We start from the raw sequence: 24,184 nt of genomic DNA, 5'->3' as shown, positions 1-24,184 counted from the left end.
TCAGCTCGCCCCTTGCACTTGGATTTGCCATCATAAGGCACATCCTAGCTTGCGTAATGGGACGGTAAATTATGTGCGCAAATCTTAAAGCGTTTTCTGCATCCGTACATGTAGAATACCTGCGTCATAAAAAGGTTCCGTAGAAATCACTTCATAACCTAGCTTTTTGTAGAAATTCTCAGCTTGGCACTGTGCATCAAGAATCGAAGCTTCCAGTCCAAGTTCCCGAGCAAGTTCTTCCATAGCTAGCAACAGAACACGTCCGTATCCTTTGACTCGATAATCTTTCAGGACGGCGATACGCTGCATTTTGGCGGTACCTGCTTTGTAATAAATCAATCTTCCCGTAGCCACAGGTACACCTTCATCTATAATTAGAATATGGTGCGCATTCGGACCGATAACATCGTATTCATCAATTTCTTCCTCAGCTGGTACCATTTGTTCCTCTACAAATACTTTGGTACGAATATCCAGCCCCATTTGAAGCTGTTCCTCTGTAGTTACCCGTAAGATTTCTGCCGCCATGTTAGTCCCAAGCTCCTCTCTCTATGTATCCAACGATAGTTGTCTATTATATAAAAATTTGACTAGAAAGAAAAGCCTGAACATGAGAAATCATCTTCTGTCGCTACCTAATCTACAGAATATACTTCTTCAGGAATCGAACGATTGTATGTGTCTTGCATCACTGGCGACAATGGAGGGTACTGACCCTTCGCCTTTCCATCTAGGTTGGTCATCTCATTGATTTCCATAACTTTTGTTGGCTTCGCCTCGGAACACCCTACCACAATCATCAGCAACAGAAGAGAAACGCCGACTTCCCATTTCAAAATTTTAGGCATGGTTTTACTCCTTTCACCGTTCAACTGCGGTTATTCTCATTACAGCTTTGACGGTTCAGGAGCTTTATAAACCATTGGAGGACTTCATTGCCTGATTCCTCCCTTTAAAGATTCACATTTCCAACGGCATGAACCATATACATCATTCCTGCCAGAAATCCAGCTAATACAAAATAAGCAATACCGTATTTCCAGCGTGAGCTGGCTGGCACATCGTAATACTTATCATTCTCGTAGACTGAATAGCTGATATCACAATTCATCTTAAGATGAAGCCCATTCTCCAGGGTCACAGGCTCTAGCTGCGAGATCCGTACCTTTTCAATTATGCATTGCTGCGGAAGTGTAGCTCTACCAATGTAGTTCAGTTGATCCCATCTCACCCCAACATACTGCTGTCTATCCAAATCACTGTAAGTGGTAAAAGGTAAATCTCTTCTATGCTCAGGTCCTGGAATCATGTAGCCTGCATCTCTGAGTGGTTCCACTGGAATTAAGAAACTGTTGGTTACAGAATAAAGGCGATTGTTTGTACGTCTCTTAACATATTTGTTGTACAGATCATAAGCAAATAATGCCCAAATAATAAAGAATAAGATCGAACGCATATAGATGATGATGGCTAAACCGCCCACTAGACCCACAAGCCACAGCCAACGCGTAACCGCAGTAGCAATACGGCCACCGTCAAGCGGGTGAATCGGCAGCAAGTTGATCAAATTAAGTAAAAAACCAATATAAGCCAAGGAATAGAGAAGTGGACTATCCATATAATAAGCCGCCCCAAAAACGGCTGTAGCCCCAATGGTTCCTAAGATCGGACCTCCAAAAGCAATATAAGCTTCCGTCTGGGCATCCAGCGGCTGTTTTTTCATTGTAATTAAAGCTCCCAAAAAAGGGATAAACAGTGGAGCGCTGACTGGAAGCCCGATTCGTTTCGCTGCTATTACATGTCCTAATTCATGGACTAGCAAGAGCAGGACAAAACCCACGGCAAACCCCCAAGGATAAATCAAAGCATACGCCCATATCGAAATCATCATTGAAATTAACGGTCCGGCAATTTTACCTATTTTCAGAAGGGACAAAATCGCCTTTCCTTTAAACAGGAGCATCGCCGCCCCGCCCCCTAACCATTTCCATGGCGAGGAAGAATTCTTTTTCTGCTCATTTTGCGGCAAGATCTCAAGCTCCTTTTTCTTTCAATTTTTATCTAATTACTGTACATTACCACCCATTTTATCATAAGCGCTTAAGCAGTATTTCCAAAAAAAAGCACTTGGCTAAGTATACGACGCAACTTTTATAATCGTTTCAGCGTCAAACAAATAATGGGTAATTTTTACTCCTATTTCCTCAATTTTATGATTACCTTCTAGGCAAACGCCGTGAACGTTGTAGGCAAAGGGCCATAGACTGTTATCAGGATTTAAACAATTGAGGAGGATATCCATGGAATCAAATACAAATTTTCATCAACAGGTCTGTTGGAATTGTATGAACAAATACGTTGGTGTTACAATGACTGACGGTCAATCATTTGATGGCTTTATTGCTCATGTGGATCAAAATTATGTTACCCTTGCGGTTCCAAGCAATGAAATGGTTGAACAAATGAGCGGAATGCCTACAAAAGAATCGGCGTATAGACAATTTGGCTTCCGTCCAGGCTTTTACCCAAGACGCCGCTTCTATCCACGACGCATTCCTTTTTACGGAATAAGCGATTTGTTTTTGCTTCCGTTCTTTATCTAAGATGGTGCAAAGGGGATGTCGGGCATCCCCTTTTTTCTTATTTTAAAGACTATGTAAACTATCATCCCTATAGATTGTAAAAAAAGAATTGCCATCCTACTCTATCATATGGTATTATGAAATTCGTCGCAGGACGGTAGCTCAGCGGGAGAGCACTATCTTGACAGGGTAGGGGTCATGGGTTCGAACCCCATCCGTCCTATATCGAAAAAGCCTTGAATTTCAAGGCTTTTTTTGTTTTCTCTTCACTTATCATTCTATTAAAAACCCCTGTGATACGAATCGCGATTTACTTTCGTATCAGTTCTTCTGATCCTCTGGGAAAACATCATTGCTTCTACCCTCCAACCAATTCCTAAATACCGCTTTAATGATATATAATTCCCTTCCTGCTTACAATCCTTTCAATTCTATCGCAGTACTCCCCTTTATTACTTAATTATTTGAAACTATTCGAATTATACAAACGGGCAGATCATGCTATAATCCCAAAAAGGAGTGATATCAATGGGTTTTTTAATTCCTTAGACCAAGAACATAATGGAAAAGGTTATACTACCGAAGCTGTTAATCTGGTTGTTAATTATGCTTTTGAAATACTCAATTTACATAGAATTGAAGCTGGAGTTATGCCAGACAACTTAGGTTCCATGCGAGTTTTAGAAAAAGCTGGTTTTCATAAAGAAGGAATAGCAATTAAAAATGTTGAAATTAACGGCCGTTGGGAAGATCATCAGATATTAGCAATATTAAATCCAAATCACTAACCTTATTATTTCTTTGCATTAAAGTAATAGGCTTAATACAACCCGCTCATATGCGATAACAATGAGTGGGTTTCATTATTTTTTATTGCACAGTTTGCGTCTACTGCGACACTGTTCCACTAACACTCAGTCGTAATTCTACTTGGTACACCAAGCATTGGGGTTGCATGATAGCAGAAGATAAGTCCAAGAAGAGAAATTTAAAAACCGCGAAAAGCCTTGTATAATCAAGGATCTTCGCGGTTTTTTGTTTTTTAAAAGCCTCATAAGGGCTCGCGGCAAAACCCATAAAGAAGGCTTTTTTATACGTTGGAAAGAACTCTGATATTTATTTTGAACGCATCAATAGATATAGGAAGTAAGGCACACTCAGCATTGTTACAATAATCCCTGCGGGAATATCCGACTTAAAGCTGACCGTTCGAGCAATCGTATCCGCTACAAGCAGCAATAGTGCACCAATAAGTGCAGAAGTTGGTAGAAGTACTTTGTAGTCGTGACCTACCAGCTTGCGCGCCACATGCGGACTAATCAATCCAATAAAGAAGATCGAGCCCCCGAGCGCTACACAGCCAGAAGCAATGCCTACAGCCGCAATCGCCAGACGCAAAAATTTCTTCTTTACAGCGACTCCTAATCCTATCGAAATTTCGTTGCCTAGCACCAAGACGTTCAATGTCCTAAAATTGGAAAGAATATATGCGAATAGCAGCAATACCCAAGGTGCCAGCAAACTGATATAAGACCACTTGTCCCCCCATAAATATCCTGCTTGCCAACGCTGCGCAAACTCATACTTCTGATCATCAAGCTTTAAAGTTAGGAATAACGACAGCGCACTAAACCCCATATTGATCGCAACACCAGTCAAGACAAGTCGTGTAGAAGAAATCATACGACGTTTTCTATAGGCTAGAATATAGATCAGAGCTGCTGCCAGCAAACCACCTAAGAATGCCATAGACGGCAGTAATAATGTTATAGCGGTGCCTTGAATGCTTACAGTTGAGATAATCAGCAACACCATAAGACCTGAACCTGAGCTAATACCAAGCATGCCGGGATCAGCCAGATCATTGCGCAGCAACGCCTGCATAACTGCACCTGCCAGTGCCATCCCAAATCCAACGAGTATCGCTAATACGATCCGAGGAAGACGAAACTTATAAACAACGAGATTATGCTCCTCTGGACCTTGTCCAAGCAATACTTTAAATACTTCAAGTGGGTTCAGAGATACCTTTCCCATATTAAGACTAAGAATAGCTCCTGCAATAAGCAGTATTATGAGAGAAAGAATCCATATTGTAGCCTTATGCGATTTAACAACATTCATTTGAAGGCTCTCCTCTCTTTGCTCGCAATTAGCAAGAAGAAAGGAACACCAATCATTGCAAAAATAATGCCCAGTGCTGTCTCTGCCGGACGATTAATCAGCCTTCCTGCAATATCTGCCACAACCATAAGTGCGCCACCGTAAATGGCTGATGCCGGAATAATATAACGATAATCTACACCTACAAAAAAACGCATGATATGCGGTATAATCAACCCTACAAAGCCGATTGGCCCTACAAGTGCAACAGCTACACCCGCTAGTAAAAGGACCGCAAGCGTAGCTATCATCTTAACGAGAACGATCCGTTGCCCGAAGCCTTTCGCAATCTCTTCCCCCAAGTTTAAAACAGTGATAGAGCGTGCAATGAATAATGATAAAGCCAGCCCACCTAAAAACCAAGGAATAACTAGCTTAATTTCCATCCATGTTGCTCCAGCCACACTACCCGAAGTCCAATAAGCAAGGGCACGACCAATTCCATAGTTTAATGAGATAAATGATCCCACAGCTCCAAATAGCATTGTAATTGATATTCCAGCTAGCACCAATCGTTGAGGTGTCATTCCTGAACGATTCATTGAAGCAGCAAGATACGTTAATCCTGAACCAAGTCCTGCGCCAATAAAGCTAACTAGCAAGGTTGTCGTCTGCAATTGCCCTGGAAGGAAAACTAATGTAACGGCCATTGCAAGAGCAGCTCCTGCATTTACTCCCATTAATCCCGAATCGGCTAAGGGATTTCGCGTATAGCCTTGCATAACCGCTCCTGCTACCGCGAGACACATGCCCGCAATAATATCAGCCGCCGTACGCGGAATACGAAGGGCATGAATAATCTGATGCTCGGTCAGTTCAGGATCAAAATTAAAAAGCGCTGTCCATGCCATCTTCAGGCTCATGGAAGCAGAACCAAAAGAGATAGAAGCTGCTACTGAAAGCAGCAGCAGCAATATCCCTAAGAGTAAAAACAGACCGAAATACGATTTCCCTCTTAAATTAGGGATAACAGTTGTTCTATCATCTAGCTTTCTATTTTTTTTCATACGCTGACACTAGCTTCTCAACTACAAAATCTAGCTGCTTATCAAGAGAGTAGATATCGGAATAATATGAAAAATCAAACCCAATTTCGATCAATCTACCTTCTTTGATTGCTGGAATGCTGTTCCAAATGGGGTTGTCCGACAAATCATCAGCCCCATCCCATACAGAGCGGAACACGAAGTCTCCTATATACTCAGGTAACACTTCTAAGGAAACAAACCCTCCAGTAGCCTTCTCCCTGCCATCAATCTTCTTCTGAAGAATCTCTGGTGCTTTTAGTCCTAAATATTCATAAATGATCTGAGAGCCTCTTCCGTAAAGCTTGCTATCGATCACCGCCATCTCTTTTTTGCCGCCCTCGATAATGGTTACTGTCTTATCTAAAATTCCAAGTTCATCAAGCTTCTGCTTACTTCTCTCCAACTTCTCGTGGAAATTATCTAATAAAGCTTGTGCCTCCTGCTCCTTGCCAAATACCTCGCCAATCTTCATTATACGTTCATCCGTCGCCATTTTTTCATAAGGAATTGGAATGGTCGGTGCAATATCCTTAAGGATTTCGTAAGTTTCTTCAGAAGCAGCTATGATCAAGTCCGGCTTTACTGCCATAATAGCCTCTGGATTAGGCTCATACCATGAACCTAGATCTTCAATCCCCCCCAGCTCTTCTGCAAAGGCCGCTCCTTCAAAGACACTTGAAGTACCTACTGGCTTAATGCCGAGGGCAACAAGATCCCCTTGAAGGTATAACACGACAACCCTCTTTGGATTAGCTGGAACGACAATATCTCCCTTTATTGTAGAGATGGTTCTTGTCTGTGCCTCCTTATTGGCATTGTCAGTTGCAGTTGAATTATTTGCTGGTGATGATGTAACTTCAGAAGCTTTGGATCCATTAGAATTCGTGGCATTAGAACCAACGCTTGCAGATCCACATGCACTTAAAAGCAAGGTAAAGCTAAGCAGCATCGCTACAATAAAACTTGATGTCTTTGTTAATCTCATAGTTGAAGACCCTCCGGTTATTTCATTATGGTAATAGTAATGATAATGATTATCATACTCAATAACATTATATCGGGAGGATATGTGCTCGCCAATGGAGAATTTGGCGGTGGTAAATGGACGATTGTCCGATGAGCTCACCAGCCTGCTTTCCTTGCGGAATCGGATGGGAGATTGACCATTGTATTTACTGAACATACGACTGAAGTAATATACATCGCTATATCCAACTTCTTCTGCAATTTCGCGAAGTGGAGCATCGGTACATCGTAATAGCTCTTCTGCATGTTTAAGCCGGAATCGTATCAAATATTCAATCAAGCTGAACCCCGTCTCCCCTTTAAAACGCGTTGATAAATGACGAGGGCTATAATTAAATTGCTCGGCTATAGATTCTAGTGATAAATTGTGACGATAATGCTCCTCAATATAACGGACAACCTGCCCAATGACATCTGGTTGCCTGAGGTTAATTCCATCCTTTGTAAACTGCTTCAATAATTCATGTATAAACTGATAGAACAAGCCTTTAACTTGAATTCTTTCCAATAAGCTTCCTTGTGCCCAGAGTTGTTCCATTGCCATTAGTTGATAGTGTAGTGGCAATGGCTCCAAAGACTCGAAGCCATACTGCATCCGAAATGGATTGCTACGTTCCAAAAGTCTTGCTAAATCCTTTCTTCCTGGTAAAGAGGCTCTATAGAATAATAAATAGTATTCAAAAATCTTCCCTGCCTCTATGCTCAGTCTCATCCCCTTGCCACCATGCACAATAAAATGACGGTCTGCATCGTAATCTATGCCGTTGAGATTCAAGCTAGCCGCACCCCGCACACAGTAGATAAATCCACATGCAGGTAATATATAGCCTTGCAGCTTGTCCCCAGGCTCCATCACAGCATGTCGAATATCCAGCACTTTAACGGCTGCATAATTCCATGCGGCAATATGATCTTCCAACTTCATCTTGCATTTCACTCCGATCCGTTACACAATCTATTTAAGTTAATTACATCTTTAACAATGATAATGATTATCAATTAGTATTAGGCAGCTCTTCTATTTTGTCAATCGCTGTTTGGTATCGTGCTTGCTGATAGCTTCGCATGAACTTCGAAAAGTCAAAAATAACATCATCATGGATCTATAAACACCCACTAAAACCACTGGTCTAAGGTGCCCCCAACCTTTCCAATAACCTTCTTTGATGACCTCAAATTCGCTTAGCGTTGATTTCTATTCTTCTGGAACCGTTTACTCTCCTTATGGTGCCTCATGCCTATGATTCCTTATATAAACGTTACTTGAACTAACAGGAACAATCTCTCAACATTGCATCTCCTATAATTTAGCATTAATATAAAATAATGAGACTCACTGAAAATAGTTAATGAGAATCGTTATGAGGATTATTGCATTTTCGCAAACTCACTAAGGAGTAGGAGTGTTTTTTATATGTTATAGGGGGAAACGAATATTGGGACCAATGACTGAAGCTGATGCTCTACGTGAATGGTTTACTCTTTCCGGTACTGTGAAGGACATCTATATTATTGAGGTAGATGAGAACAATAAAGTAAAGCGCCAGATCGGACCCACAAAGAAGAAAAAGAAATAAGGATAGCCTGCAGCAACATGCTGAAACACGTTATTAATGAAAAAAAGGGAAAAACATAAAATAACCCCACCGACCTTATTGGTTGATGGGGCTTTTTATTAAAACGGAAATTGAGTAAGCGAGAATATTAAGAGTACAATCCCAACAATCAAAGACAGAGCAGCCATTTTATCCTTAGTTTTAAAATAGGTAGCTCCTCCATTAAAAATCAGAGCTCCGCACATCCCCAGCATTGTCCAAGACATTATGACTTGATCCTCACCACGGAAAAATATTATCACCAGAATGATTGTTGCTGCACTAAATAGTATACCGAGCAGCCTTAGTGCTTTCAGCAAAAAATCCCCTCCCGAAATATAATGGGCTAATGAATTTGCAGCTTACTCGATATTACAAGAAAAAATGTAGCCAATGGGCCACAAAGCAAAGAAATTAAAAACCAGTTTAAACCACTTCTATTTTTACCTTGCGCTAACCCAGCATTTATTAATGCTAATGTACCCCATCCAACAAAATACCCGTTATCCATCACGCACGACCTTTCAGCATCATTTTATAGGAATACGAATATCCAATATAATGGTTTCAGTGATTTAGGGGGTGCAAATGATGCCACCACCCAGGTTAGCAGGTATTTTTATGCACGCTTCAGAATTCAACAACTACTTTATTCGTGCGGCAAGTAGCTGAGTCGTTTCATCAGAGTCTTTTACAAGACATTTCAAAGTAATGCCCAAGACAAGTGAAAATAAAGAGATCATAAAACTAATTACTGTAATCATTGCTCCTCTTAAGTCATTTGTGAAATTATAACGTAATATTTCTGAGAAGCTGCTAGTAGAAAAGAAAATTATAGTCAAAATAAAAAATAATCCAAAAACACAAAATAAGATGTTGGATATCTTATTAACTCTTTCAAAATAGCTCATAAGTTCAACTCCTCTTATCAAGATAATAATCCACCAAGACATAAATGGAACCGGCAATACCAAAAAGAATAATGGCTATGCTACTATTCAAATGATACTCCCGTATAAAGCGTTCATCGTACACCTTGTAAAAGAAAATGTATCCCCCGATACCACTCAGAAGCAATATCAATATGCGGCTAATTAAAGGATTTGCAATCATCCGAACAACCCAAGATAAAGGAAAAATTACAATTGGGTAAAGAACGGCTGAAAAAAGAAAAGCTAAGAAAATAAAAACAAACCCTATATTTTGAAACCCGTAGTATTCGGTCGTACTGATTTTATGTCCTTCCAAGAGCTCTAATCCAAAAAAGGCCAAGGTGAATAAAATCGTCGAAACAAACCATAACATGATATGCTCAACTACACGCAAAGTAATCCCACCAATTTTATGCTTTTTCAAATCTGCTTCGAATAATCATTTAGGACTTGATCACCAAACAATTCTTGTATATATTTTTCCGACATATATTCTCTAAACTCTTTATCTAATAAGTATATTTCATCTTGTTTTATCCACTGGTAGTTAAAAACAGTTCCACAGTCCTCTCCTTCACCTTCTCCAGTGAAACTCCACTTTTCAGGTAATCTTGTTTCTGGAATTAAAAGGTAGTCATGTCTTTCAACATTTGCGTCTATAAACTCTTTATAATAATATTGTGTTCCAATCTTCTTTACTAATTTAAAATGTTTAAGTCCACTTTCTTCTTGAACTTCCCTAAATAACGCCTCTTCTTCTGTTTCCCCGTCATCGACATTTCCACCTACCAATCTAAAAGGTACTTCTTGTACATTAAGATAAACTAATAAGGTCTTTTCTCCAACTTCATTTTCTTGCAAAATAAATCCATATACCTTCTTTTTAATCGGTTTCCCTTTCCTCATCGTGTCCCCCCCTATTTAGCTTCTCATAAATGAAAATAAAAAAGCATTTGATCTTTGATCAAATACTCCGCCCAAGCGTACGGTGTTATGAATCAAATTCGCTATTTAATGTAGTAACTTATTCATATTTCCTCCCACTCACTCCGCTTCTGTTCAGCACATTAAAATCTATTGTGCATTTTATATAGAGAAGCTTAATAGAAAGGGGTAGATCATAATGGCAACTCGTCAGCCTGATTTAGTATTGATCACTTGGAGTAGAAATCCTTTGGTTCGTGGATCTGCACGTAGGATTACTTCTGTCCGCATCATTGGAAATGCCGAGCCTTGTCGACCTAGTTTGAGACCCAATGGATTACTTAACACTGCCTTAGCTTGTTTATTAGACAACGACGTTGGTTTTAAAGTGGTGTTTCGTAAAAAAAATTCAAGTATTAGCGGCTATTTGCTGTTACAACGCCATTAATATTTTTCAGAGGGCAGTTTTAGTGCTGCTCTTTTTTTAACGGTGAATAAAACCTGAATCTGATTGAAATTAGGTGAGTCCATGAAATTACAAGATGTGAGGATAAGCTATGATTTAATCGTAAGCTTAGGTATGTCTTGTGCACCTGCTATAAATATGCAAAGAAGTAACCTGAGAACATTCTCTATGCCTCTCGACTGGATGATTACTTATTCATTAACTGATGTTAATAGACTTTATAAGAACAGATTTCAGAATTTCATGGAGTTAACAAATCTGCAAATGCTCGATGAGACACATTTTTTTCTGGAGGATGGAGTGCCCGCTTATCCTAATGGAAACAAGAATGCTTTAGTGAAATCGTATTTTATTCGTGATACCTTTTATAACATTATCTCTGTACATGATTTTCCAATCGCCTTGGGGAAACATTGGTCTACGACCTATCCATCTTATAAAGCAAAGCTGGATTTACGAATTAAGAGATTTTGGGATAAATTAATAAGCAGTAAAAAAATTTTATTCATTAGATGGTTCGCCACATACGAACAGGCTGTAGAGCTACAAGCGATTTTGTCTGAAATTTTAACACCGAACGAATTCACTGTCCTAATCCTTAATCCCGTGAGTGAATTAACATCTGTACGAGAAATCAACTGGAATATTAATAATATTTGCGTCTTAGAATTTCCTGATGATATGAACGATTATGATAGCTGGGATTATATTTTGAAAGATATGCAATTAACTAACCCTTAAAATCAGAATAAAAATGGCCCTCTTCCGGGTCATTTTTGTTGTATATGACTACATAATAAACTGCCTAGAACATTAATTGGGCGGGTGCATAGAATAGCGTATAAAATACTGGGAGGTAATCCATTGAATAATTTTCAAATGCATCAAATGAACCAAATGCCTCAATCTGTTATAGTCTACCCTGTTGATGCCTACGTCGTAGAAACTCTAAAAAGCGTAATTGGGAAACAAGTTGTTCTAGAAACCACTCGTGGCGGAATCAGCGGATGTGTCGTTGATGTTAAACCAGACCATGTAGTTTTAGATACGCGAGGCAGAAGATTTTTTGTACGTATTTGCGAGATTGTTTGGATAATGCCAGAATAGATCAAAGACTATAGGAGCTGGAAACAGCTCCTTTTTGCACTGACACGTCTTTATAATTTTTGAATAATGATTCGATTACCAGGGCGATCTACCCAGAAAATTGAATTTCCGACCTTCTCTACACCTTGTCCACTTCCATAGGTAGGTGGTTTAATCCTCTCTATAAACTTGAAAGAATCACCATCAAAATAATACTTATCTAACCCCTGAGCATACTTCTCCCCAAATTTATTTGAGCCATGTAGATTTGCATAAAGATTGTCCCCATCAAAAAAAATGCCTTGATATCCACCTTCATCTCCAAATATTCCTGAAAGTGGGTATCTTTTTTGCAGTCTGAAATGGGCATCAAATTTTCTAATCTCATTTTTGTCATGATATACTATCCAGAAAAATCCTTTAAATTTCGCTAACGATTCTGCCGTTCCATCACCGATATCGAATACATGGACTTGTTTTAAATCCGCCAAGCTGTACTTGACTATTCTACTAATTCGCTCATTCTCTGGTGGTGCTGAATTAAAATTATAAACAGTGGCATATAAAAAACCACTAGAAACATAACAATCACCAAATGACATAAACCGATTATGCTTGTCCGTTCCGGTGTATGCTCTTTTTAACTCCTTTATATAATTGCCATCAAGATCATATACAGAAATTGTATTCGAAAGGGTGAACTTCTCCGAACGATCTGAGGTGACATACACGGTCTTCCCATTAGATCCCACACCCTGCCATGCCCTAAATGGTTTCTTCATTTTAATTGTTCCTTCATAAGAACTCTCAAAAGCCAGGGAGTGAGAAGATAAAAGCCCATTTAAACCAAATGCAAGGCATAAAATAACGATGTTTTTCTTCACGGCGCCCCCTATATGTAAATCATTATGTTTTAATTCTCTTAGTACTTTCTATTCTGAAGTACAAGAGTTCACTTTCAAGTATAATTTTTTTGTGTTTTCACCGTATTAATACTTTTGCGATTACAAACCATTAGTTTTCTTCGAGCAAATAATCAATCATTTCTTGCGCAGCAAAAACATATGGATTCAGATACAACCTACTGATACTTATAAATATAGCAATAGGGTTACTGACTCCAACATCATTTTGACTCCAATGTGATGATGGATTTGCAGGTTCAGGCTCTACAAGATCATACTTTTCCATCAGCCTTTCCTTTGTTCCACTATCCATTACAGCTCCATTTTCTTTATCCGCAAAGACTGCTCCTGATGGAAAACACACTATAATTAGGACAAAGGAAATGATAAGTATTGCTAGTTTCTTTTTACGCATAACACAGCCCCTAGTTCTTTCTATGGTTTACACTAAACTCTTAACACGGTACCAACTCAAATTATTTCTTGGGTAATCGCAGGAAATCTATGTATTCGACAATCTTGATCAGTTGTAGATCATATTCCATGAAAATAATGGGATAAAAAGTCTCAAATTCTATAATACTCCTTTCTCTATATAAAAACAAAAGCACCCCACAGCTGAAATTAGTAGGGTACTTTTGTAGGATTCGCTGATATTTTACAATATCCATGTTCCGCTGAGTATTTTTATGGAGTTGGAGTTCCGCCATTGGCATTTAGCGTTTCACCACTAATATAGCTCGATTCCTGGCTAGCAAGAAATACATAAGCCGGAGCCATCTCTGCAGGCTGTCCCGGACGACCTAGTGGTGTGCTCGCACCAAACTCCTTCAGCACTTCCTCTGGTTGCCCACCCACCACTTGAAGAGGTGTCCATACAGGACCTGGCGCCACTACATTAACTCGAATCCCCTTATCAGCGACTTGCTGGGCGAGAGATTTACTGAATGTGTTGATCGCAGCCTTAGTCGTCGCGTAGTCCAATAAGATCGGCGAAGGATTATAGGCTTGAATGGAAGAAGTGTTGATGATGGTGCTACCCGGCTGCATATGTTTCACTGCCGCTTTGCACAGCCAGAACATAGCATACACGTTCGTCTTAAATGTATCGTCAAAATGCTTTGTGGTGAGATCAGCGATATCTGTCACGAATTGCTGCTTGCCTGCGATATTGGCTAGGATATCAATCCCACCTAACTGCTTGACCGCAGTATCGACGAGCTGTTCACAGTATTCCTCATCCTTAAGATCACCCGGGATGGCGATTGCGGTACGTCCTGCTTCTTGCACTAGTTTGAGAACCTGCTTTGCATCTTCTTCTTCCTCTGGCATGTAGGATAGGACAACATCTGCGCCTTCACGAGCAAAAGCAATCGCAACAGCACGACCTATACCGCTGTCCGCCCCGGTAACAATCGCTTTTCGTCCAGTCAGACGTCCGGTGCCTTGATAGGTATCTTCACCTGCATCAGGTACGGGATTCATCTTCTTCTGTAGTCCTGGCTCTTGTTGTTGCTGTTGAAATTCAGGTCCGGCCTTGGTGTACTGAGTGGTAGGATCTTGCATCGTATATTGGTTAGACATCGATCAATTCCTCCTTTATTTTTAGAAATACATTTTTTATTTAACGAACTCTTTTTTATGTAAACACAACAGTACACCGCTAAACATACCTCATTGATAGCATAGTCCTGAATATTTCCACAAAAATACCCCAACTACCTGATAAGGTGGCTAGGGTATCACATACTCTAAGTATCATTGATCATTTAATGGCCTTAATTTTCCTCTGACCTTTCTTGAACCGACTCATAACGAGTACGTATTTCACGATTTTTAGCGTAAATGTATAAATCTAAGGCCACTATTCCTCTACGTGCCAATTTTACAAGCAGGACGAAAAAGTAGATCCCCAATCCAATTGATAGCAACCAAATTAAAAAGAACAAAACACCTACTCCCCCTCCGAAAAAAAGACCCGAATGTTCCATACGATTTATCATCTCCTTAAGCAATTTGCAGTTTTTATCAGTCTATATTGCATGAGCTTAAATAAATATATGGAAACTCACTTTTGAGCGGGGGAACCCTCCATACAGTCTCGCGTATACATTACATAAAGGAGTGATAAATCATGGGCTTTTTTATTTTCCTCTTTGTTCTGTTAGCGCTACTTAACATCTTATTTCCACGATTCGGATGGTACATGAGATACGGTTGGATGGTCAAAGGTGACGTTGAGCCGAGTGAGGCTTATTTATTAATGACCCGTGTCAGCAGTATAGTGGCACTTATTGTCCTCTTTTTTATCTGGTCTAGTTTCTGACTTATCCTAACGCTCTTAACACATCCTCAATCTTGCGCTGATGCGACAATACGCCGTAATTCATCCAGGCCATAAAATCCACCTCATATACGCAGCCGTTACGCACAGCAGGCAAGCTGCGCCAGAGTTGGGTATCCAGCAGTTCCCGTCCTCCTCCTTCAATCCGATCAAAGGTAATGAACAAATGATCCGCTGTCAGATTTGCAAGCTCTTCTTTTGTCAGGTTCACTCGATTCTTTCCATGGGTCAACTTCCGAACCAAGCTATGGGGCTGTAAACCCAAATCATGATGGAGCACGCTTCCTGTATATCCCAAATGCTCACATCCATAAAGAGTGATTCCATAGGCTGATATTCTTAAACAAGCTATGGTCTGACTATGGACGGAACGGGTGAGCACCCGTTTGGCTTGCTGTGCCTGATGCTCATAATTGCCGATCACTTCCTGGACACGTTCCGTTCTGCCAAAGACCGCTGCTGCGGAATACAAAGTGGCACGCCAATCCTCTTGATGAAAAGGCAGCTTGAACAACGGAGCGATCCGGCTGCACTCCTCCAGATGCCAGCGATGAAAGCCATTATCCAGCAAGATCAATTCGGGCGTGTACCGGGAGAGCTCCTGCCAATTACGAGTCGAAATATCTACCGCAGGCACATCATGGAGAGCCAAGTACTCTTGCTTCCCCCACTCGGCGTGAGAATATTGCGCCACAGGAGTAATATCTAGAGCCAGCAGATAATCTTCTAAAAAAGGAGCGAACACCCTCAGTCCATCCTGATGGAAGCTTCTGTATTGGCCGGGCGTAACACCCACCGATCTTTTAAAACGCCGATTAAAATAATACTCATTGCTATATCCGACGGATAACGCGATTTCATGCAAGCGGTCATTCGTGAGCAGCAACTGCTGCTGCGCCCGTTCAATACGAAGCCCGTTCAAATGCTCCAAGGGAATCCGCCCTGTCACTTCTTTAAAAGTTTGTGTGTAGCGTGCACGTGTAATGCCTGCAACTTCCGCCAATTGATCGACGGTTACCGCTTGGTTATAATGCTCCTCCATATAGTGAATGGAGCGCTGTATTGCCTCATGATCACCCGTGATCTGAACGACAGAGGAATTTGCACGCATGATTAGCAGTAATAGTTCCTGAAAACGCGTATGCCCTGCGAACCATTCGATCTCTTCCGTGCTTCTACGACTATGATAGATAGCCTCTAGCAGTAATTTACTTTGTGAAAAGGGTTTACAGCTTAGCAAACCAGATCGAAGGATGTCCTCTTTAGTCCTTCTTTCCATTTCACTCTGCCTGTTTTCCCCGGTTTCGATGATTTCAAAAGTAAGCCGATAAAAGCTAAGTCCCCGCTCCTCAGCACTGATTTTGCTTAATAGCCCTGGTTCGAACAAGAACCCAGCACCTTTTTCCAGTGGAAACTGCCTCATCTCAGCCTCAACGTACCCCTGTCCTTCCGATACAATGATTAGAGTGTGATCCTGAAACACCTCACTCTGTCCGCTTCCTGACAAAGATTGGGTTTCTATATTAATCAAGCTATAGAACAGCTTTCTTCTATTGCTGTCTTGCACATCTTTTGCCATTTTCCCGCCCCCAATTGAGAACCATTTTCATTCACTTCAGTTTAAAACAAAAAAGAAGGTCTATCAAGGGTGCTGATAGACCTTCTTTTTGCTATTCCTTAAAGCAGCTTCCGGTTATTTCACCATAGCTTTCAGCAAATCATCAAGCTTCATCGAATTGGCTGTTATGGCACCAGTCTGCCAGTGGGAACGTTCCATTCTATAAATATTCCCTTTCTTCACCGCAGGCAGGCTCTTCCACAACGGGCCATCAAGGATTTGGATCGCTTCCTGATTCCCTTCAGTATCCCATCCTCCGTTGTCAGGGAACACGATGATGTGATCCGCTTGGAGCTGAGGAATAAGCTCTTCGGAAATAATAGATTGATATTCGGTCATTTCTGCAGCCATAGGCACGGGTGTTAGGCCAAATTGAGAATAAATCACACCAGTAAAACGGTTTTTAACACCGAATAGAGCAAAGGTTTTGTCCGCTACGTTGAGCCGGATCACTGCTACTTTTTCCTGACCCAGGGCCTGCTGCAGCTTAGCTTTCCCGTCTGCAACCTTCTGATCATACTCGGCGAGCACAGCCTCAGCCTTCTCCGGAATGCCGAGCGCATCAGCAATCGCTGTAAGCACTTGTCTTGAGTCCTGCAGCGCCGCCTCAGGTATACGATAAGTTGGTGCTATCTTGGAATATTGTTCATACCTCGCCGCATCCGCCCCTCCGTCCGCAATGATCAAGTCAGGGTCTTTTTCCAGAAGCACCTCCATGCTTCCGGTGATATCAAATTCTGGTACATCCAGATTCAAATAATCCTGTTTGCCCCAGCTTGGATGGTACCACTGGACCACCGGGGTAACCCCCAAAGCCTTCAAATAATCTTCAACGTAAATCCCGGCCACCCGTTTAGGCTTGACTGGAATCTCAACATCTCCAAATTCTCCTGTAATCGTCCGAGTTGCACCCTCTTCTGAGGCTGAGGCATTTCCACTTCCTTCGGTTGGCTTGTTGTTGATAGCTGAGGTTGATTCCCCTGCATTCTCTGTCTTAGCAACGTTATCTTTCGTAGTACTGCTATCCGTTCCGCATGCCGCCAGCGCGGTCATTACCACAATAAGTACTGCTGCCCACAAAAACTTCCGACCCCATCTTACCATTATCCCTTCACTCCAGTGCTATATTTTCATTGATTATCATTCTCAATAATCATTAACACAATAGTAGCATGACTTTTATAGCTTTCAATGCACTTTCTCCGCAAAAATCTTATACAAACTATTAACTAGTTTCTTCACTTCTTCACAAATTTCTTTTTATTTACGATTGATTTGTACCTAGCTTTCGCTTACAATAAACTCATAAACGCGCGTTTATGAAAAGAGGGGAAACATGCGCAGCGAAGATATAGCTAAGTTGGCCGGGGTTTCCCGAAGCACGGTATCCCGCGTGATCAACAACTATTCCAACGTCCCTGAAGAGACCCGAGCCAAAGTGCTGCGGGTCATTGAGCAACATCAGTACGAACCGAACAGCTTTGCAAGAGCTTTAGCCGGTAAGAAGACCGATACGATCGGCCTCTTCGCCATCAGTATGAACGAAAAGGAGAATACTACCCGAATCTATCAGAACAATTACTTTGCTCCATTCGTTGATGCCGTAGTCGACACCTCGAATGCCCGCGGATGTTATGTATTGATTCATACGGTGTACTCTCCCGACGATTTTATCAAGGTTAAGCAAGCTTTTCTTCAAAAACGGATTGACGGCGGTATCATTGTCGGCACTCAGAAGGATATTAATATCGTCCGAGAAATGGTAGGGCTCGACTCTCCTCTCGTATTAATTGATTACGATATTTCTGAGATTATGTCGGAACATCTTGACCGCAATCATCTGGCCATTGTGAACTCCAAAGATTACGAGGGCACCACAGAAGCGATTGAATATTTGATCTCTCTAGGTCATCAAGAGATTGGTATTATCTGTGGACAGATGAATACGTACTCTGGACGAGAGCGCTATACGGCTTATGAAGATACACTGAAGAAGCATGGCTTGCCTATCAATGAGAGATTTATCCTGAAAGGTGATTTTCTGAAAGAGACTGCTTACGAAGAGGTTAAGAAGCTTCTTGCTTCTGGAGAATCTTTACCAACAGCCTTCTTCTCCTCCAACGATGATATGGCTATATCAGCGATGGAAGCGTTCTCCGAACACGGAATCATTGTCCCTGAAGATCTCTCCATGGTCGGCTTTGATGACATTCAGCTAGCATCCCGTATTCAGCCTAAGCTGACCTCTGTACGCTTGCCGATCTATGAAATGTCTAAGGCTGCAGTGGAAAAAGTAATCGAGCTATGTGATTCACAGCAGCCGACATTTAGCACGATCAGCTTTCCAGCTCGTTTAGTAGAGAGAGATTCCTGTCAACCGCCGAAGAAATAGCTTAAGATCAATCCTTCGCTGAAGAAATCCACATATTTTTCCGTGAAGCTGCTATATGATTCGGTATCGAACCTACTGCTTTAATTGTCCTGCTTAAAAGCATTGAAAAAACTCCCTTCCCTCGAGGGAATTTTTTCTGAAACTTATAAACGCGCGTTCACAATCGAAAGGAGACTTTCTCACATGAAATTCGGAACCTTTGACGACACTCGTAAAGAGTATGTAATTAACACCCCAAAAACACCTTACCCTTGGATTAACTATCTCGGTAACGAGCAATTTTTCGGACTTATTTCTAATACAGCTGGTGGTTACACCTTCTATAGAGACGCTCGTCTCAGAAGATTGACCCGCTACCGTTATAACAATATCCCACTGGATACTGGCGGCCGCTACTACTATCTTTATGACGATGGTGATTTCTGGACCCCAGGCTGGATGCCAGTAAAACGTGATCTAGACTTCTACGAATGCCGTCATGGTCTTGGCTACACTTCCATTACTGGCGAACGGAACGGAATTTCTGTGAACCAGCTTGCTTTTGTACCTATGGGTCATAATGCTGAAGTACATCGTCTTGTAGTGAAGAACACTAGCTCCGCTAAAAAAACTGTGAAACTGTTCTCTTTTGCCGAGTTCTGTCTCTGGAATGCACAAGATGATATGACCAACTTCCAACGCAATCTCAGTACCGGTGAGGTTGAAGTGAAGGATTCCGTTATCTATCACAAAACTGAATACCGTGAGCGCAGAAATCACTACGCTTTCTACTCTGTAAATAAAGAAATCGCCGGATTCGATACTGACCGTGAAGCTTTCGTAGGCATGTACAACGGTCTGGAAAGCCCGCAAGCTGTAGTTGCAGGTGAACCTACTAACTCCTTAGCTAGCGGCTGGTCCCCTATCGGATCACACGCACTGAACATTACGCTTGAACCAGGCGAAGAACAAAGCTTCATCTTTGTACTCGGCTACATCGAGAACCCTGAAGAAGATAAATGGGAATCCCTGAACGTAATCAACAAAAAACCAGCAGAAGCTATGATCGCGCAATTTGCTACAGACGCTCAAGTAGATGCTGCACTCGCTGCACTTGCTGCTCACTGGGATAACCTGCTGTCCAAATATCAAATCCAAAGTGGCGACGAGAAACTGGATCGCATGGTTAACATCTGGAATCCATATCAATGTATGGTTACCTTTAACATGTCCCGCTCAGCTTCCTACTTTGAATCCGGTATTGGCCGTGGTATGGGCTTCCGTGACTCTAACCAAGACTTGCTCGGATTTGTGCACCAAATCCCTGAACGTGCTAAAGAACGTATTCTCGATATCGCTGCTACACAATTTGAAGATGGCAGTGCTTATCACCAATACCAACCGCTCACTAAAAAAGGTAACAACGAAGTCGGCACCGGCTTTAACGATGATCCGCTTTGGTTAATCCTAGGAACGGCGGCTTACATTAAAGAAACTGGTGATACTTCGATTCTTGATGAGCAGGTTCCTTTTGACAGCGATCCGAATAACACCGCTACGCTGTTTGAGCACTTGAAACTTTCCTTCGAGCATGTAACTAACAATCTCGGACCTCACGGCTTGCCGCTGATCGGCCGCGCAGACTGGAATGACTGCTTGAACTTGAACTGCTTCTCTACAGAACCAGGCGAATCTTTCCAAACGACTGCCAACATTGAAGGCCGCGTTGCGGAATCCGTATTTATCGCGGGTCTGTTCGTCTTCGTTGGTCCGGACTATGCTGAAATCTGCCGGATGCGCGGACTTAACGATGTAGCAGTGGATGCTGAAGCTAAGATTGACAACATGCGTGAAATCACATTGACGCACGGCTTCGATGGCGATTGGTTCCTGCGCGCTTATGACCACTATGGCGACAAGATCGGTTCCAAAGAAAACGAAGAAGGCAAAATCTTCATCGAGCCACAAGGCATCTGTGTTATGGCTGGTATCGGTGTGGAAGATGGTCAAGCTGAAAAAGCGCTGTCCTCTGTTCAAGAGCACTTGGACACTAAATACGGTATCGTATTGCAACAACCACCGTATTCCAAGTACTATCTGAATCTTGGTGAAATTTCTACGTACCCTCCGGGCTACAAAGAAAATGCGGGTATTTTCTGCCACAACAACCCTTGGATTATGATCGCTGAAACTGTACTTGGACATGGCGACAGAGCGTTTGAAATTTACGCTAAAATCGCTCCTGCTTACCTGGAGGATATCAGCGAAATTCACCGCACAGAGCCTTATGTCTATTCCCAAATGATCGCAGGTAAAGATGCCGTTCGTCACGGGGAAGCTAAAAACTCCTGGTTGACTGGTACTGCGGCTTGGAACTATGTAGCCATTACACAATCTATCCTTGGTATTCAAGCCGATTTCAATGGTCTGAAGATCGATCCTTGTATTCCTACAGAGTGGGACAGCTTTGAAATTACACGTGTCTTCCGTGGAGATACTTACGTGATTCAAATCAAGAACCCGAACCATGTATCCAAAGGTGTAGCTAGTCTTACCCTGGATGGCGCAGCTGTAGAAGGTAACATCATCGCTCCTGTTGGAGATGGTGCTGTACACCAAGTAGTTGTAGTACTGGGTTAAAAAAATCCGCCCAACCGTTCACTTGAACGATTGGGCGGATCTATAATTAACGATAGATAACTTCTAAATTCTCCAGGAGTTATCTTTTTTTACCCTTCCACAACATCTGCTCTTAAATCACTCGCAACCTCAAGCATTCTCGGAATCACTGCTTCATTGGCGCCAGAAACATAAATATCACCTTGATAATGCCGAAATGGGATTGTAGCCTCGCCAAAGCTCCACATAAAGAAATCTCCCTCAATGGTCATCGTAGTGGCGCCTACTACTGTATAAACTGATGTATAGGTGAAATCAGGTTTGGACGCGAAATACTGCTTGCACTCTTCTAAAGATATCGTTTGTGCTGACCCTCCATCATTTTGCATAGCTCTTGTGATTCGATAACGTTTGCTCATTGTGATGCCTCCAATATTTTCTGTAAAATAATCAGCTACCTTGTCCCGATCAAATATAGCATACAATAAAGCGTAAATCCCAGCTATCCTAAACCTTACATACTAGTTTCTGAAATCCAAACCTTCATTTCACCACTACCACGGTTTCCCCATAAGTAATATGGAACCGCTCTAACCTTAACGGGTTGAAGGGATGCTTTCTCTCTGCTGTAAAGTCCACCATTCCAGCTCTCTTGATCTACACGCAGTCCATCCGCCTCGATAACAACAGCGCCACCAAGTAAAGTCTCATCAAAAGCCGCAGTGAATTCACCGTCTTCTTTTAAAGAGATAGAGCTTAAAGGCTCCCCATTATCGGTACTTTCAAGGCAATACACAAGCGGTCCGCGCTGAATCGATACTTTTTGAGCATCTGCACGCAAATTTGGATGTGCGTAGATACGATGTGCCTCCATAGGGTCATGCACTTCGATTATATCTCCAGCGCTCCACAGTCTCCGAATAACGAGATATCCCTGCTCAATGTTCTCAGCAGTATTCAAGGCCTCACCATTGACTCTGATCTCCATACCTTCACTCCACGATGGAATCCGCAAGGCAATCCCAAACTCAGCTTCCGCTGCAGGATTAATCTTCATCAAGACTGTACCTTCCCATGGATAGTTACTCTCGTGTTGTATCGCGACCTCCGTTCCACCCAGCTTTGTGGTCAACTCACTGCCAATATACAAATGTGTGTAGAGTGTATCACCATGGATCGTATAAATATATTGATTGAGCGAAGTCAGCAGACGTGCCACATTCGGAGGACAGCAGGCGCAGCCAAACCAGCCTTGACGCTCGGACTTCACATGATGTTTATCCGGGTTGCAGCTGCACGCCTGAGGCCATACTTCCAGTGGATTCACATAAAAATAGTGCTTGCCATCCTGTGCCATTGAGCCCAGCACATTGTTATAAAGCGCCCGCTCCATGACATCGGCATAACGTGCATCCGGTGATATTTTCAGCATACGCTGTGCAAAAAAGATCAGCCCAATAGAGGCACAAGTCTCTGCGTACACCGAATCGTTAGGCAGATCATAATCAAAGGTGAATGCCTCCCCTCGATGTGTAGAACCGATCCCGCCAGTAATGTACATTTGCTTGTTTGTAATGTTATTCCACAGTCTCTCGCATGCCTCGCGAAGTGACTCATCTCCTGTAATAGCAGCTAGATCCGCCATAGCAGTATACATATAAACTGCACGCACAGCATGACCTACGGCAACCTCCTGCTCTCTTACTGGAAGATGACTTTGGTAATATTTTAAATCCAAATTCTCTTTCTGACCTGTGAAAAAATTAATGTTCCCCAGATTATTCCATTGTTCCTTTAAGAAATTCGGTTGCTGGCCTCGCTCATTAATAAAAAAGCTGCTCAGCTTCAAATAACGTTCTTCACCTGTGAGCCGATACAGCTTAACGAGCGCGAGTTCAATCTCCTGATGCCCGTCATATCCACGTATTTTTCCTTCTTCCGGTCCAAACACAGAATCAATATGATCAACCATTCGGCACATGATGTCGAGCAGTTTTCTTTTGCCGGTAGCTTCGTAATAAGAAACGGCGGCCTCAATGAAATGCCCAGCACAATAGAGCTCGTGGCAATCGTTCAGATTGGTCCAGCGTTTGCCCGGTTCTTTTATCGTAAAATAAGTATTTAAGTAGCCGTCTTCCTGCTGCGCTTCTCCAACGAGGTCAATCACTTCATCCGCCTGACGCTCCAGCTCGGAATCCCTTTTGATGCTTAAAGAATAACCGACGGCCTCCAGCCACTTGGCCACATCACTGTCTTGAAAAACCCAACCATAAAATTCGCCTTTCTTCCGGCCCGCAGCAATCTCAAAGTTAGCAATGGCATGACTGGGCTCAGCTCCCGGTGCTTTGTCGTGCAATGCCTCATATTGATACGGGATTACAACATCCTGTACCAGCCTAATGTATTCACCCCAAAAATCATCCTTAATGTTAACGGTTTGATCTTTTACAACTTGCTGATCCTGGATTGTTTTGTTCATCTTCATCTTCCCCTCAGCCTTATTTTATACTCGCTAATTACAATTA

General features: G+C 42.0%; 25 protein-coding genes, 1 tRNA gene and 1 pseudogene. 10 read left to right on the top strand and 17 right to left on the bottom strand.

From position 1 onward, the window contains the following. Positions 1–84 precede the first annotated feature (84 nt). The 3 genes from QNH28_RS11730 to QNH28_RS11720 form a co-directional block, all read right to left on the bottom strand. The gene (locus tag QNH28_RS11730; protein WP_042187292.1) at positions 85–528 is read right to left on the bottom strand and encodes a GNAT family N-acetyltransferase; all 444 of its coding nucleotides are present in this window, start codon (positions 526–528) and stop codon (positions 85–87) included. Between the two features lie 107 nt (positions 529–635). Then, positions 636–848, bottom strand: a complete 213-nt coding sequence (locus QNH28_RS11725; RefSeq protein WP_283911516.1) for a hypothetical protein — start codon at positions 846–848, stop codon at positions 636–638. A gap of 104 nt (positions 849–952) precedes the next feature. Further along, positions 953–2,029 (bottom strand): site-2 protease family protein, encoded by a 1,077-nt coding sequence (locus QNH28_RS11720; protein WP_283911515.1) that lies wholly within the window; start codon positions 2,027–2,029, stop codon positions 953–955. A 271-nt stretch (positions 2,030–2,300) separates the two neighbouring features. On the opposite strand from QNH28_RS11720, the gene QNH28_RS11715 reads away from it, so the two are divergent. The 3 genes and pseudogenes from QNH28_RS11715 to QNH28_RS11705 all read left to right on the top strand — a co-directional run. Then, positions 2,301–2,603: a phosphatidylinositol kinase gene (locus QNH28_RS11715; protein ID WP_283911514.1), complete on the top strand. Its 303-nt coding sequence runs from the start codon at positions 2,301–2,303 to the stop codon at positions 2,601–2,603. Between the two features lie 130 nt (positions 2,604–2,733). Further along, a tRNA-Val gene (locus QNH28_RS11710) sits at positions 2,734–2,805 on the top strand. Positions 2,806–3,112: 307 nt separating this feature from the next. After that, positions 3,113–3,370: pseudogene (locus QNH28_RS11705) on the top strand (GNAT family N-acetyltransferase); the annotation flags it as partial. A gap of 328 nt (positions 3,371–3,698) precedes the next feature. On the opposite strand, the gene QNH28_RS11700 reads toward QNH28_RS11705, so the two are convergent. Genes QNH28_RS11700 through QNH28_RS11690 form a run of 3 tightly spaced genes read right to left on the bottom strand, consistent with a single transcriptional unit; the run spans position 3,699 to position 7,724 of the window. Further along, positions 3,699–4,706 (bottom strand): FecCD family ABC transporter permease, encoded by a 1,008-nt coding sequence (locus QNH28_RS11700; RefSeq protein ID WP_283911513.1) that lies wholly within the window; start codon positions 4,704–4,706, stop codon positions 3,699–3,701. Further along, positions 4,703–5,752 carry a FecCD family ABC transporter permease gene (locus tag QNH28_RS11695; RefSeq protein WP_283911512.1) on the bottom strand — a complete coding sequence of 350 codons (1,050 nt, stop codon included), beginning with the start codon at positions 5,750–5,752 and terminating at the stop codon, positions 4,703–4,705. Before QNH28_RS11695 ends, QNH28_RS11700 begins: the two co-directional genes overlap by 4 nt. Beyond that, entirely contained in the window at positions 5,739–7,724 is a 1,986-nt protein-coding gene (locus tag QNH28_RS11690) for an AraC family transcriptional regulator (protein ID WP_283911511.1), read from the bottom strand. The genes QNH28_RS11695 and QNH28_RS11690 overlap by 14 nt, the downstream gene beginning before the upstream one ends. Positions 7,725–8,235: 511 nt before the next feature. Here QNH28_RS11690 and QNH28_RS11685 point away from each other — a divergent pair. Then, positions 8,236–8,376 (top strand): hypothetical protein, encoded by a 141-nt coding sequence (locus QNH28_RS11685; RefSeq protein ID WP_283911510.1) that lies wholly within the window; start codon positions 8,236–8,238, stop codon positions 8,374–8,376. Between the two features lie 98 nt (positions 8,377–8,474). On the opposite strand, the gene QNH28_RS11680 is transcribed toward QNH28_RS11685, so the two are convergent. From QNH28_RS11680 to QNH28_RS11665, 4 genes are all read right to left on the bottom strand, one after another. Continuing rightward, a complete protein-coding gene (locus QNH28_RS11680; protein ID WP_283911509.1) occupies positions 8,475–8,714 on the bottom strand; it encodes a hypothetical protein in 240 nt (79 codons plus the stop codon). A 324-nt stretch (positions 8,715–9,038) separates the two neighbouring features. Further along, positions 9,039–9,305, bottom strand: coding sequence for a hypothetical protein (locus tag QNH28_RS11675; RefSeq protein WP_283911508.1), 267 nt, complete (start codon positions 9,303–9,305; stop codon positions 9,039–9,041). A 4-nt stretch (positions 9,306–9,309) separates the two neighbouring features. Beyond that, the gene (locus QNH28_RS11670; RefSeq protein ID WP_283911507.1) at positions 9,310–9,750 is read right to left on the bottom strand and encodes a hypothetical protein; all 441 of its coding nucleotides are present in this window, start codon (positions 9,748–9,750) and stop codon (positions 9,310–9,312) included. After that, positions 9,747–10,232, bottom strand: coding sequence for an NUDIX domain-containing protein (locus QNH28_RS11665; RefSeq protein WP_283911506.1), 486 nt, complete (start codon positions 10,230–10,232; stop codon positions 9,747–9,749). Before QNH28_RS11665 ends, QNH28_RS11670 begins: the two co-directional genes overlap by 4 nt. Positions 10,233–10,449: 217 nt before the next feature. Here QNH28_RS11665 and QNH28_RS11660 point away from each other — a divergent pair, with 217 nt between their 5' ends. The 3 genes from QNH28_RS11660 (at position 10,450) to QNH28_RS11650 (ending at position 11,823) form a co-directional block, all read left to right on the top strand. Next, complete coding sequence (locus QNH28_RS11660) at positions 10,450–10,698, top strand: hypothetical protein (protein WP_283911505.1); 249 nt, start codon at positions 10,450–10,452, stop codon at positions 10,696–10,698. A gap of 81 nt (positions 10,699–10,779) precedes the next feature. Next, positions 10,780–11,457 (top strand): DUF1796 family putative cysteine peptidase, encoded by a 678-nt coding sequence (locus tag QNH28_RS11655; RefSeq protein WP_349655045.1) that lies wholly within the window; start codon positions 10,780–10,782, stop codon positions 11,455–11,457. A gap of 138 nt (positions 11,458–11,595) precedes the next feature. Then, positions 11,596–11,823 (top strand): DUF2642 domain-containing protein, encoded by a 228-nt coding sequence (locus QNH28_RS11650; protein WP_283912124.1) that lies wholly within the window; start codon positions 11,596–11,598, stop codon positions 11,821–11,823. 50 nt (positions 11,824–11,873) lie between these two features. Here QNH28_RS11650 and QNH28_RS11645 read toward each other — a convergent pair whose 3' ends face one another. The 3 genes from QNH28_RS11645 to QNH28_RS11635 form a co-directional block, all read right to left on the bottom strand. Further along, positions 11,874–12,686: a YncE family protein gene (locus QNH28_RS11645; protein WP_283911504.1), complete on the bottom strand. Its 813-nt coding sequence runs from the start codon at positions 12,684–12,686 to the stop codon at positions 11,874–11,876. A gap of 130 nt (positions 12,687–12,816) precedes the next feature. Further along, positions 12,817–13,122, bottom strand: a complete 306-nt coding sequence (locus QNH28_RS11640; protein WP_283911503.1) for a hypothetical protein — start codon at positions 13,120–13,122, stop codon at positions 12,817–12,819. Between the two features lie 272 nt (positions 13,123–13,394). Next, positions 13,395–14,291, bottom strand: a complete 897-nt coding sequence (locus tag QNH28_RS11635) for an SDR family oxidoreductase (RefSeq protein ID WP_283911502.1) — start codon at positions 14,289–14,291, stop codon at positions 13,395–13,397. Between the two features lie 550 nt (positions 14,292–14,841). Here QNH28_RS11635 and QNH28_RS11630 point away from each other — a divergent pair. Continuing rightward, positions 14,842–15,033 (top strand): DUF6199 family natural product biosynthesis protein, encoded by a 192-nt coding sequence (locus tag QNH28_RS11630; RefSeq protein WP_283911501.1) that lies wholly within the window; start codon positions 14,842–14,844, stop codon positions 15,031–15,033. Position 15,034: 1 nt separating this feature from the next. On the opposite strand, the gene QNH28_RS11625 is transcribed toward QNH28_RS11630, so the two are convergent. Beyond that, positions 15,035–16,630: a helix-turn-helix domain-containing protein gene (locus QNH28_RS11625; protein WP_283911500.1), complete on the bottom strand. Its 1,596-nt coding sequence runs from the start codon at positions 16,628–16,630 to the stop codon at positions 15,035–15,037. 114 nt (positions 16,631–16,744) lie between these two features. Then, positions 16,745–17,773 (bottom strand): ABC transporter substrate-binding protein, encoded by a 1,029-nt coding sequence (locus QNH28_RS11620; protein WP_283911499.1) that lies wholly within the window; start codon positions 17,771–17,773, stop codon positions 16,745–16,747. A gap of 232 nt (positions 17,774–18,005) precedes the next feature. Between QNH28_RS11620 and QNH28_RS11615 the strand changes: the two genes are divergently transcribed. Both QNH28_RS11615 and QNH28_RS11610 read left to right on the top strand, forming a co-directional pair. Next, on the top strand, positions 18,006–19,061 hold the full coding sequence (locus tag QNH28_RS11615; RefSeq protein ID WP_283911498.1) for a LacI family DNA-binding transcriptional regulator: 1,056 nt from the start codon (positions 18,006–18,008) through the stop codon (positions 19,059–19,061). Between the two features lie 183 nt (positions 19,062–19,244). After that, the gene (locus QNH28_RS11610) at positions 19,245–21,680 is read left to right on the top strand and encodes a glycoside hydrolase family 94 protein (RefSeq protein WP_283911497.1); all 2,436 of its coding nucleotides are present in this window, start codon (positions 19,245–19,247) and stop codon (positions 21,678–21,680) included. An 89-nt stretch (positions 21,681–21,769) separates the two neighbouring features. On the opposite strand, the gene QNH28_RS11605 is transcribed toward QNH28_RS11610, so the two are convergent. Beyond that, positions 21,770–22,078, bottom strand: coding sequence for a hypothetical protein (locus QNH28_RS11605; protein WP_283911496.1), 309 nt, complete (start codon positions 22,076–22,078; stop codon positions 21,770–21,772). Positions 22,079–22,173: 95 nt separating this feature from the next. Then, the gene (locus QNH28_RS11600) at positions 22,174–24,138 is read right to left on the bottom strand and encodes a glycoside hydrolase family 127 protein (RefSeq protein ID WP_283911495.1); all 1,965 of its coding nucleotides are present in this window, start codon (positions 24,136–24,138) and stop codon (positions 22,174–22,176) included. Between the last annotated feature and the right edge of the window lie 46 nt (positions 24,139–24,184).

Origin of the sequence: Paenibacillus sp. G2S3 (assembly GCF_030123105.1) — a bacterium.
GTDB lineage: Bacteria > Bacillota > Bacilli > Paenibacillales > Paenibacillaceae > Paenibacillus_AQ.
Note: the sequence above shows the minus strand (reverse complement) of the source record. Positions and strands in the feature narration are given on the sequence as shown.